The sequence below is a fragment of the Micrococcus sp. KRD096 genome (assembly GCF_017168495.1).
Taxonomy (GTDB): Bacteria; Actinomycetota; Actinomycetes; order Actinomycetales; family Micrococcaceae; genus Micrococcus; species Micrococcus luteus.
The window spans coordinates 100907-111652 of record NZ_JABFAY010000020.1; the positions used below are offsets into that span (position 1 = coordinate 100907).

Consider the following 10746-nt stretch of genomic DNA (forward strand, 5'->3'; position numbering starts at 1 on the left):
GGAGTCGCCGGATTGGAGGATCGGGGGCGGCGGGCGTATGATGTTCGGGTGCGCTCCCGCGGGAGGGCATGACCTGGGGCTATAGCTCAGTTGGTAGAGCGTTTCGTTCGCAATGAAAAGGTCAGGGGTTCAATTCCCCTTAGCTCCACGGGCCGTCCCGGTCCGCGATCCTCGTGGTCGCGGGCCGGGACTTTCTCGTGACGGGGGCGTGTGCGCCTTCCCCGCCCTCACCCGGGAGGGGGGTCGGCGCTTCCGGGGGGACCCCCCGGGTGTCTACAGTGCCGGGGTACGTCAGCGCGGACGTGATGCGGTCGTGTCACCGCAGGTCAGTCGCGCTTCTGCCGCCCCGCACGGGGCCGTTCGGCCCGGCCCGGGCCGGGAAGGGGACGCCGATGCGCATCAGCGTGCTCACCCACATGCTCCACCCCATCCGTTCGCCCTACGAGGGCGGGCTGGAGATGCACACGGCCATGACCGTGGAGCACCTCGTGCGCCGGGGCCACGACGTCACCGTCTACGCGCGGGAGGGCACCCGGCTGCCGGGCGACGTCGTCGCCGTGCTGCCCGCCGAGGGCGCCGGCCCGGGCCGCGCGGGCACCCGCGTGCGCGAGGCGGCCGCCCGCCGGGCCTGCGCGCTGATCCTCGACGACGACTCCGACGCCGTCCTGAACAACTCCCTCTCCCCGGCGCCGCTCGAGCTGCTGCGCGCCCGCCCCGTGGTCACCGTCCTGCACACGCCGGCCACGCTGGCGGAGGTGCTGGCCGTCGTCGACGCCCCGGGCTGGACGGCCCCCGACCACCATCGGTGGGCCTCGGTGTCCGCGTCGAACGCGCTGGCCTGGCAGCATCGGCTGCCGCGGGTGGATGTGGTGCCCAACGGGATCGAGCTGCACCAGTGGGTCTCCGACGCCGTCCCCGTGCGTGGCCGCGCCGTGTGGTCGGGCCGGATCACGGCGGAGAAGGGCCTGCACGTGGCGATCGACGCCGCCCGGATCGCGGGCATGGAGCTGCACTTCGCCGGGCCGATCTCGGACGAGGAGTACCACGCCCGCGAGGTCGTGCCGCGGCTCGGCCCGGACACCGTCTACCACGGCCACCTCGACCACCACGCGCTGCCGCACATGCTGGCCACGGGCGAGGTCTTCCTGGCCACCCCCCTGTGGGCCGAGCCGTTCGGGCTCGCCGTGGTCGAGGCCATGGCGCTCGGCGTGCCGGTGGCCGCGCTGCTCAGCGGCGCGATGGGGGAGATCGTCGCCCCGCAGGCCGGCGCGCTCGCGGTCCATCACACGGCGCAGGAGCTCGCGGTCTCGATCCGCCACGCCCGCCGCAAGGACCGGGGACGCGTGCGTGCGTGGGCCTGCCGGTTCAGCGCGGAGACCATGGTGGAGGGCTACGTGGACCTGCTCGAGCAGGCCGCCGAGGACGCCCACGATCTCGCCGCCGCCGAGGACGCGTACGGGTTCGACCCCCAGGAGGCCCCGCGCCCGTCCGCCGAGGCGGCGGACCTGGAGTCCCTCTGATGGCCCCGGCCCGCAGGCGGGTCCTCTACTACGCCCACCAGCACGGGGCGGGGCACCTGCGGCACGCCGCCGGCCTGGCGTCGACCGGGGCGTTCGACGTGACGGTCGTGACCGCCCACCCCCGGGCGGCCGAACTGCTGCCCGCGGACGTCCCCGTCATCCCGCTGCCCTCGGACCTCGTGGCCGGCCACGAGCAGCCGGCGCGCTCGCCCCTGCACTGGTCCCCGGTGGGGCCCGAGATCCGGGCGCGCTTCGACGCCCTCCACGCGGCGGCGCAGCGGGTGGAGCCGGACGTGTGCGTGGTGGACGTGTCCGTGGAGGCCGCCCTGTTCCTGCGCCTGGCGGGCTGGCCCGTGCTGCACCGCCGCATGCACGGCGAGCGCACCGACCCCGCGCACGCCCTCGTCTACGCCGAGGCCGACGGCCTCTTCGCCCACTACGCCGCCGAGCTCGAGGTCCCCGCCTGGCGCGCCGCCCACGCGGACCGGGTCGCCTACCTCGGGGTCGCGGACGTCACCGGCCGGCTCGGCACCCGCGCCACGACGACGTCGTCCGCGGGCGGCGCCCCGCGCGTCGCCGTGATCGCCGGGACGGGCGGCGGCGGGGTGCGGGCCGCGGACCTGGCCCGGGCGGCATCCGCCGTGCCGGAGGCGACGTGGGAGGTGTACGGCCCGATCGCCGGGGTGGGCGAGCCGGAGGCGCCGGGCGGGCTCGCGGCGGAGGCGATGCCCGCCACCGTGACGCTGCACGGCTGGGTCCAGGCGCCGGCCCGCCGGGCCGCGGACGCCGACGTCGTGGTGGTCTCGGCCGGGCACAACGCCGTGGTGGACGCCGCCCGCTCCGGCCGCCCCGTGGTGCTCGCCCCCGAGCCGCGGCCGTTCGACGAGCAGCGCGTGTTCGTCCGCGAGATCCACCGGGCCGCGGGCGTGCCGTGGTGCGCGTGGGAGGACCCGGACGCCGACTGGGCCGGCGCGGTGCGCAGCGCCCTCGCGGACCCGGCCGCCGCCGACCGGCTCGCGGGCCTGCTGCTCGTGGCGCCGGACGAGTACCGGCGGCGCTGGGAGGCGGCGATCGAGGGCGCCCTGGGCTGAGTCCGCCCCGCCGCCCCCGGCCGTCACGGCGCTCAGTACGCGGCGTCGTCGCGGCGGGCGGCCGTCAGCTCCGCCTCCGTGGGGTGACGCAGCAGCTCGAGCCGCTCGCCCTCGGGGTCCCACGCGATCAGCCCCGCGTCCGCGAACGCGCGCAGCCACCCCTCCATGGCCCATCGGCCGTGCACCTGCCGGAAACGGCGGGCGTTGACCAGGATGTCCTCGAGGTGGTGCAGCGGCGGGGTCATCACGCCGTGGTGCTGGTGGAACGCCTCGGCGGGGCTGAACCGCAGCGTCAGGCCGGCGTCGCGGGCGCGGAAGGCCAGGTCCGTGTCCTCGGCGCCGTAGCCGGTGAAGCCCGCGTCGAAACAGCCGATGCGGGCCAGGTCCGCGCGCCGCAGCGCCAGGATCAGCGTCCACACGAGGTGCCACTCGTCCGAGGGGCCGGCGGTCAGGTGCGCGCGCGCCCGGTGGGGCACGGAGAGGCGGCGCAGCAGGGCGTCGGCGCGATGCGAGGTCAGGTCGGCCTCCCCGACGTCGCGGGTCCAGCCCGGCCGCAGGTAGCGGGGCCGGCCCATCACCACGGACCCGGGGTGGGCCGCGACCTCGGTGGCCAGCACGCCGACGGTCTCGGCGGCCGGGATGCAGTCCACGTCGAGGAAGACGAAGATCTCGCCGGTGGCGAGCTCGGCCGCGCGGTTGCGGGCCTGCGCCAGGGGCAGCCCGGCGTCGGCGGCCACGTGCCCCACGGTGACGGGCAGGTCCGTGGCCGGGACGCGCCCGTCCGGCTGGCCCATGAACACCACGACCACCTGGTCCGGGCGGCGGTGAGAGCGCTCCAGCCCGGCGATCACGCGGGCCAGGTGCTCGTCCCGGTGCCCCGTGATCACCAGCACGGACACGCTCGGCAACGCTCCGCGCGCCCGGGCGAGGGCCTCGCGGTAGACCGCCACGTGTGCGGCGGCCACGCGACGGCGCTGCCGGGCCCGGGCGGCCGGGTCGGCGGGGGCCGTGCGCGCGCGGGCGCGCACCAGCGTCTCGAGCGCGTCGGCGAGGGAGTCGGGATCCTCCGGGTCGAACGCGGCGAGCGAGTCGGGGGTCAACCAGGCGCCGGACTGGTCCGCGATGTGCCCGATGTCCGCGACGGCCACCGGCACCCCCAGGTCCCGGCACATCTCCACCCAGCCCGAGTGGGTGCCGATGCGGTACGGCAGCACGGACACGTCCACGTCGCGCAGCAGCGCGTGCAGGGCGGGGTCGTCGAGCCGGTCGTGCTGCCACAGCTCGAAGCCGTGGTGGGCGCAGCCGGCGCGCAGCGCGGCCAGGGCGTCCTCGTCCTGCACGGTGTCCTGGACCTCCACGGTCACCCGCGCGTCGACGCCGCGGTCGGCCAGCGTCGCGACGGCGGCGGCGAGCACCGGCAGCAGCGCCACCGGGGCCACCTGGGCGCGCAGGTCCTTGGCGTGCACCAGCAGGCGGGCGGGGGCGGCCGCGCCGTCGCCGTCGTCGGACGCGTCGGGGGGCAGCAGGCCGGGCTCCGCGCCGGGGGCGTCGTCGTCGCCCTGCGCCACGAGGTCCTCGAGCGGGACGATGTGCGGGTGGGGGACCACGAGGGCGCGCACGCCGTAGTCGCGGGCGAGGGTCGCCGCGGCGCCGGGGGTGAGCGTGAGCACGGCGTCCGCGCGGCCCAGCAGCACGGCCAGGCGGTCTCGGTGGGGGCCCTGGTCCGTCAGGTGCGGGTTCTCGAGGTCGTGCACGGTCACGACGACGGCGCCCCCGTGCGCGTGCTGCGCGTCCAGGGCGGCGGCCAGCTGGGCGGGGCTGAAGTGCTCGAAGCCGAAGTGCACGTGCAGCACGTCCGGGCGGTGCTCGGCCAGCCACTCCGCGTGCAGGGCCCGGGGCGGCCACCACTGGTGCGCGGGCGCGCCCGGCACCGGCGGGTCCGGCAGGAACTCCACGTCCGGCGCGGCGCCCGGGTCGAGGGGGCGGATCGCGCGGGTGTACGGGTGCTGCGCGGGCACGTGCTGGACGGTGATGCTCACGGGGGAGGGCCTCCTGACCTGGGGGATGCGATGCCGCGCGGGCGGCGTGTCCCCGTCCCGGGTCGGGGGTCGCGGAATCTAGTCTGTCAGGGCAGGATCGGAGAATCGGAGCAGCGGCATCCTGTCCGTTCCGGCGCGCCGCCGCGTCGAGGAGCGCCGCCGCAGGTGAAGGGGATCGTGGACGTGGACTCGCAGCCGCAGGGGCGTGTGCTGTACGTGACCGTGGGCGCGCCGGAGCACGGCGTGGTGCGCCATGGCCGACAGACCGCCGCCGCCCTCCGTCGGGTGGGCGCCGAGGTGGAGCTGCTCACGGCGGAGGACGTCGCGGCGTTCCGGGGCCTCGTGCCCGTGCTGGAGGAGGCGCGCGCGCTGGGCGCCGCCGTGCACCTGGACGTCACGGACGCGCTGTTCGGCCCCACCGCGACCGCCGCTGCGGACCTGCTCGTCGACGTCCTGCCCGAGGGCACCACGCTCACCCTGCACGACATCCCGCAGCCCGCCGAGGGCGACGGCCGCTACCGCCGCCGCGGCGAGGCATACGCGCGGCTCGCCCAGGCGGTGGACGGCGTCGTGGTCTCCTCGCAGCACGAGCGGGCGCTGCTGGCGGACCTGGTGGACGTGGCCGCGGACGTGGTCCCGCTGCCCGTGGAGGACCGCCGGGCCGCGGCCGCCCGCGCCGAGCCGGTGGTGCCGGAGAGCATGGCCGGCCTCGACCGGGACCTCGTGCTCTTCGGCTTCGTCTACCCGGGCAAGGGGCACGCCCTCGCCCTGGAGGCCCTCACCGAGCTGCACCGCCAGTGGGGCCCGGACTCCGGGGCGCCGCGCCGGCTGACGGCGCTCGGACCCGTCAGCATCGGGCATGACGACCTCGTGGCGGAGCTGACCCGCGACGCCGAGGCGCGCGGCCTGGAGTTCCGCGTCACCGGGTTCGTGCCGGACGAGTTCGCGGACGCGGCCCTGCTCTCGGCGGGCATCCCGTTCGCGGCGCACCGCAACGTGTCCGCGTCCGGGTCCCTGGCGGCGTGGACCTCGGTGGGGCGGCGGGCGATCGCCTCCGCGGGGCGCTACACGGAGGAGATGGAGCGCCTGCGCCCGGGCACTCTGCGGCTCGTGCACCCGAACGGGTCGCCGGCCTTCGCGATGGCCGAGGCGATCGCCGAGGCGGTCGAGGACCCCGAGCGCACGTGGCTCGACCCCGCCGTGGACCTCTCGCCCGGGGCCGAGGACTGCGCGCGGATGCTCTTCGACGTGCTCCGCCGCGTGCACAGGTGGACGTGAGCGCCGCCGTCTCCGTGGTGGTGCCCTACTACCGGGCCCAGGCGGACCTCGACCGGCTCACGGCCGCGCTCGCGGCCCAGCGCGGCCTGACCGGCGGGCTGCAGCTCGTGGTGGCCGACGACGGCTCGCCCGTCCCGCCCCGGGTGGACCCGGGCCTGCCGTTCGACGTGGTGACCGTGCGCCAGCCGGACCGCGGGTTCCGCGCCTCGGCGGCCCGGGCGCTCGGGGCGGAGGCGGCCGACGGCGACGTGCTCGCCTTCCTCGACGGGGACATGCTCCCCGAGCCCGGGTACCTCGCCGCGGCCCTGGCGGCGGTGGCCGAGGCGCCCCGGGACGCCGCGGTGGTGGGTCGGCGGCGGCACCTGGCCGAGGCCTGGCTGGAACGGGCCTGGGCGCACGGATGGCAGCCCGGGCACGAGGTGCCCGCGGACGCCCGCCTGGCCGAGCCGGCCTGGCTGCGCGAGGGGTACCGCGCCACGGACGACCTGCGCCGCGCCGACTCCACCGGCTACCGGTACGTCATCTCGGCCGTGCTCACGGTGGCGCGCGAGGTCTACGAGGACGCCGGCGGCTTCGACCCCGCCTTCGTGGGCTACGGCGGGGAGGACTGGGAGCTGGCGCACCGGCTGTGGCGCGTGGGGGCGGCCCTGCGCCACGCGCCGGACGCCGTGGCGTGGCAGGCCGGCGCCGACTTCGGCGGACGCGGCGACGCCGCCGAGGCCGCCCGGGTGAAGGCCCGCGAGGCGCTCGTGCTGGCCTCCCGCATCCCCGCGACGACGGCCCGCGGCCACGGCCTGTCCCTGGCCGGCCCGCTGCGGGTCGAGGCGCGCGTGCGGGTGCCGGAGGGCGCGGACGGCGCGGCGGCGGCCGTGGTGGCGGTGGACGCCGTGCTGTGCGCGGCACCGGGGGCGCGGGTCGGCGTCGTGGGCGGCCTCGACGAGGCGGCGGCGCGGGCGCTCGGCGACCCCCGCGTGCGGCTGCTGGGCGAGCCCGACGGCGGCGCGGCGGCGGACGAGGGCCTGCCGCCGACGCCGGCGCGCGGCGACCTCGACGCCGTGCGGTCGGTGCCCGACTGGTCCGTGGACGTGCACGTGCCGCTGCGGCCCGCCGCGGCCGGAGCCCGGCCTGACGCGGACGCCGTCGCCGCGTGGCTGCTGCGCCTGGAACGGGCCGGCGTCGAGCGCGTGGAGGTGCTGGGTGAGCCGGCCGAGCCGGGCGAGCGGGCCGTGCTCGCCGTGCTGACGTGTGCGCGGGCGCGGTGGCGGCACCGGCGGGGCGGGACGGCGCGGGTGTGGTGGGTGCCCGCCTCCCGGCTGGGCTGGGCGCCCGTGGCCACCGTGCCGGACCTCGAGGCGTGGTGGGGCGGCTGGGGCTGAGCGGGCCGGTGCCCGCGGGGCGGGGCTGGCACAATCGCGGACAGGACGGAGCACGGGAGGGCCGATGAGCGAGCTGGACGAGCTGGACTTCGCGGCGCTCTCCGCGTTCCTGGCCTGGTGGTTCGGGAAGACGGGGGTCGACTGGATCCGTCGCGAGGACGGCTGAGGAGAGAGGACGCAGGCGTGAACGAGGACGAGGGACGACGCCGGCACTACGGCCACTTCTACGGGCTCGAGGACCTGCCCGAGGGTGACCTGCTGCTGGTGTGGGGCAACTGCCAGGGCGAGTCGTACCGGCGGCTGCTCGGCGGGGAGCCCGGCACACCGCTGCACGGGGCGGACCTGGTGAGCGTGCGCGTGCCGCCCGCCTTCGAGGCCCAGCCGGACGAGGTCGAGCACCTGGAGCGGCTGCTGCCCCGCGTGAAGGCCCTCGTCACCCAGCCGATCCCGCACGACTACCGGGGCATGCCCATCGGCACGGACCAGCTCGTGGCCCGGTTGCCGAAGGACGCCGCCGTGGTGCGGATCCCCGTGGTGTACGACGTCTCGCGCTTTCCCTGGCAGGTCACCCTCCGCAACTGGAAGTTCGCGCCCGGGGCGGCCGAGCGGCCGGGGGAGGACCCGCCCGTCGTGCCGTACCACGACCTGCGCGTGCTGGCCGAGGCGGCGACGGGCCGTCGTCGGGAGGTGGCGCCGGCGGCGATCCGCGAGGCCGCGGCCGCGTCCGTGCAGGCGCTGCGGGCGAGGGAGGAGGCGAAGGGGACGCTGTCCATGGCGGACCTCGTGGCGGCGGAGCGGGGCGTCGGCTTCTACACCGTGAACCACCCGACCAACATGCTGCTGACCCGCGTGGCCGAGCGCGTGGCCGGGCACCTGCCGGGCGACGTCGCCGTCCAGCCCGTGCCCGCCTCCCGCGTGCTCCTCGGCGGGGTGCGCGCGCCCCTCGAGGCGGTCGTGGTGGAGGCCCTCGACCTCGACGCCGAGCCGACCGAGGACTGGACCGTGGCCGGACAGACCGTCCCGGCCGAGCAGCTGCGACAGACCCACCTGGACTGGTACGCGCAGAACCCGCAGGCCGTGGAGGTCGGGATGCGCAAGTACGCCGACCAGCTGCGGCTGCTGGGCCTTACGGGCTAGCGCCGGCCCCGGCCACCAGTGGAGGATGGGCGGCACGTCCCGTCTGCCGCGGAGCACGTCTGCGGGGGCGGCCGTACCGTTTCCTTGACCCCGTCACCCCACGGAGGACCACGTGACCGAGCAGTACGACATCCTGATCGTCGGCGGCGGCAACGCCGGCGTGTCCTTGGCCGCCGCACTGCGGCGGAAGCGGCAGGGTCGGGTCGCCATCGCCGACGGCCAACAGCTGCACCGCTACCGGCCGATGCTGAACTACGCGGCGGGCGGGCAGGCGGACATGGCCCGGTTCGAACGGCCGATGCGGGCCGTCATCCCGGACGGGGTCGAATGGATCCCGGACCACGTCGTGGCCGTGGACGCCGAGGAACGGACCGCGGTGACGAGCACCGGGCTGACCGTGGGCTTCCGCCACCTCGTGCTCTGCCCGGGGCTGACCCCGTGGTGGGGTGCGATCGACGGGCTGCGTGAGGCCTACGCCGCCGGATGGGCGGCGAGTGCGCACGTGCCCGAGCACGTGGACGCCGCCCGGGCGCTGCTGTCGCGTGTGGCCGCGGGGGACCGTGTGGTGGCGAATGTGCCGGCTGAGCCCTCCTCGTGCGGCGGCACCGTGCTCAAGGCGCTGTTCCTGGCCTGCGCGGCGTGGGAGCGCACGGGGATCCTGCCGGACGTGGACGTCCGCCTGGTGACCCCGTACGGCCGGATCCTGGACCGGCAGACCATCGACCCCGCTCTGGCCGAGGCCGTGGCGAGGTACGGCATCCATGTGCACGCCGGCGCAGAGGTGAACGCCGTGGACCACGAGGCCCGCGAGGTGGTGCTCAACACCGGTGAGCGGATCACCGACGTCGCGGCCGCGTACATCACGCCCGTGGTGCGGGCCCCGGAGTTCATCGCCGAGGCGGGCCTGGCGGACGACGGCGAGGCCGGCCTGGCGGCCGTGGATCCCGCGACCCTGCGGCATCCCGTGCACCCGCACGTGTGGGCGCTGGGCGACGCCGCCGCCCTGGGCACACGGCCCTCCGGCGGAGCCCTGCGCCGGCAGGTCAAGATCCTGACCCAGAACATCCAGGCCGCGGACGCGGGGAAGCCGCTCCAGAAGTACGACGGCTACACAGTGATCCCCGTGATGGTCAGCCGGGACGAGCTGGTCCTGGACGAGCACGTCCGCGACGGCTCCGAGGACCGGTCGATCCCCGGCGTGGACCTGACGAAGCCGCGGAAGAGCACGGCGGTCTTCGACCGCTTCGGCCAGCCCCGGATCTACTGGCACCGACTGCTCAAGGGGAAGGTCTGAGCCCAGCGTTCCCGCTGACGTGACACGTGCGGCGAACGTGCTGTCCCTCGCGGGGCGCCCCCGCCCGATCCGGATGACGGCGCCGGCCCGCCGAGCGTTTTCGTTCGGGAAACGGCGGCGTGTCGCACCGTTTTCGTTCGGGAAACGGCGCCCTGCCGACGACGCCGGCCTCAGTCGTCGCGGCCCCGCACCGGGCGCTCCTCGAGCGTGGTCTGCACGACCCGCCCGCGCTCCCAGCTGTTCGCCCCCGGCACCACGTCCGGGACCGGGATGTCCGCGCGGTTGCGCCGCTTGGCCGCGGTGTCCACGCCCACGCGCTCGTCCCGGGCGCGCAGGAGGGCCTCGTCCACCTGGTCGTCGCCGGTGAGGCCCATCATCAGCTGGGGGATGCCGTACGGGAAGTCGTCCCGGTCGTACTGCCAGGTGTGGAACGTCTTCCCGTAGGTGTGGATGAGGTCTTCGAAGTAACTGTGCTCGGCCAGCTCGGGCACCCCGGGGGCGGTGAGGGCGCCGGAGCTCACCTCGTAGTGGTGGCTGTGCCACAGGCGCCGCTCCTCGTCGGGGAGGCTGCGGAACCGCTCCTCGCTGATGATGTACTCGATGCCGATCAGCCGTGCGTCCGGCGCGTTGCGGTCGAAGATCACGCACTGGTGCAGGTCGTGGCGCAGGTGGATGCAGAAGTGGCTGGCTTCGACCTGTCGGCCGAGGTCGTCGGCGTAGAAGTGCAGTCCGTTGAGATAGGTGCTCATCGCGCCCATGGGGTACTTCGGCTGGACCAGGCCGGATGCCGCGTCCAGGAGGCGGTGCTTGAGCGGGTGGCCCTTCCCGACGGCGCCCATGAGGGCGATCTTGCGGGCTGCGGTGACAGCGGCCGCGGTGCCCAGTCCGGCGGCGAACCCGAGGGCGGTGGAGGACAGGCGATGGGTGCTCATGGCCTCACGCTAGGAGCACGGGGCGGACTCGGCCAGGGTGGTGGGGCTGCCGGGGCTGCTCAGGAGGCGGGGACCTGGC

The 10746-nt window shown here is 76.2% G+C and carries 8 protein-coding genes and 1 tRNA gene; 7 read left to right on the top strand and 2 right to left on the bottom strand.

Translation table 11 applies throughout. The annotated features are described in order from the left end of the window. Positions 1–75: 75 nt before the first annotated feature. The 3 genes from J1M41_RS10600 to J1M41_RS10610 all read left to right on the top strand — a co-directional run bounded on the left by J1M41_RS10600 (position 76) and on the right by J1M41_RS10610 (position 2611). A tRNA-Ala gene (locus tag J1M41_RS10600) sits at positions 76–148 on the top strand. Between the two features lie 244 nt (positions 149–392). Continuing rightward, the gene (locus J1M41_RS10605) at positions 393–1520 is read left to right on the top strand and encodes a glycosyltransferase (protein WP_206451712.1); all 1128 of its coding nucleotides are present in this window, start codon (positions 393–395) and stop codon (positions 1518–1520) included. Continuing rightward, the gene (locus J1M41_RS10610) at positions 1520–2611 is read left to right on the top strand and encodes a glycosyl transferase (RefSeq protein ID WP_206451713.1); all 1092 of its coding nucleotides are present in this window, start codon (positions 1520–1522) and stop codon (positions 2609–2611) included. Before J1M41_RS10605 ends, J1M41_RS10610 begins: the two co-directional genes overlap by 1 nt. 32 nt (positions 2612–2643) lie before the next feature. Here J1M41_RS10610 and J1M41_RS10615 read toward each other — a convergent pair whose 3' ends face one another. Beyond that, entirely contained in the window at positions 2644–4650 is a 2007-nt protein-coding gene (locus J1M41_RS10615) for a glycosyltransferase (protein WP_206451714.1), read from the bottom strand. Positions 4651–4815: 165 nt separating this feature from the next. Here J1M41_RS10615 and J1M41_RS10620 point away from each other — a divergent pair, with 165 nt between their 5' ends. The 4 genes from J1M41_RS10620 to J1M41_RS10635 all read left to right on the top strand — a co-directional run bounded on the left by J1M41_RS10620 (position 4816) and on the right by J1M41_RS10635 (position 9735). Then, on the top strand, positions 4816–5928 hold the full coding sequence (locus J1M41_RS10620; RefSeq protein ID WP_144825795.1) for a glycosyltransferase family 4 protein: 1113 nt from the start codon (positions 4816–4818) through the stop codon (positions 5926–5928). Beyond that, positions 5925–7304 carry a glycosyltransferase gene (locus J1M41_RS10625; RefSeq protein WP_342214106.1) on the top strand — a complete coding sequence of 460 codons (1380 nt, stop codon included), beginning with the start codon at positions 5925–5927 and terminating at the stop codon, positions 7302–7304. Before J1M41_RS10620 ends, J1M41_RS10625 begins: the two co-directional genes overlap by 4 nt. A gap of 183 nt (positions 7305–7487) precedes the next feature. Further along, on the top strand, positions 7488–8441 hold the full coding sequence (locus J1M41_RS10630; protein ID WP_036339624.1) for a WcbI family polysaccharide biosynthesis putative acetyltransferase: 954 nt from the start codon (positions 7488–7490) through the stop codon (positions 8439–8441). A gap of 112 nt (positions 8442–8553) precedes the next feature. Continuing rightward, a complete protein-coding gene (locus J1M41_RS10635; RefSeq protein WP_206451716.1) occupies positions 8554–9735 on the top strand; it encodes an FAD/NAD(P)-binding oxidoreductase in 1182 nt (393 codons plus the stop codon). Positions 9736–9905: 170 nt separating this feature from the next. Here J1M41_RS10635 and J1M41_RS10640 read toward each other — a convergent pair whose 3' ends face one another. Beyond that, the gene (locus tag J1M41_RS10640; RefSeq protein WP_144869211.1) at positions 9906–10667 is read right to left on the bottom strand and encodes an OBAP family protein; all 762 of its coding nucleotides are present in this window, start codon (positions 10665–10667) and stop codon (positions 9906–9908) included. Positions 10668–10746: the final 79 nt, after the last annotated feature.

Bases quoted from the DNA above. Each gene is read 5' to 3' on its own strand.
- J1M41_RS10605 (WP_206451712.1), top strand. From the start codon at position 393: ATGCGCATCAGCGTGCTCACCCACATGCTCCACCCCATCCGTTCGCCC.
- J1M41_RS10610 (WP_206451713.1), top strand. From the start codon at position 1,520: ATGGCCCCGGCCCGCAGGCGGGTCCTCTACTACGCCCACCAGCACGGG.
- J1M41_RS10640 (WP_144869211.1), bottom strand. From the start codon at position 10,667: ATGAGCACCCATCGCCTGTCCTCCACCGCCCTCGGGTTCGCCGCCGGA.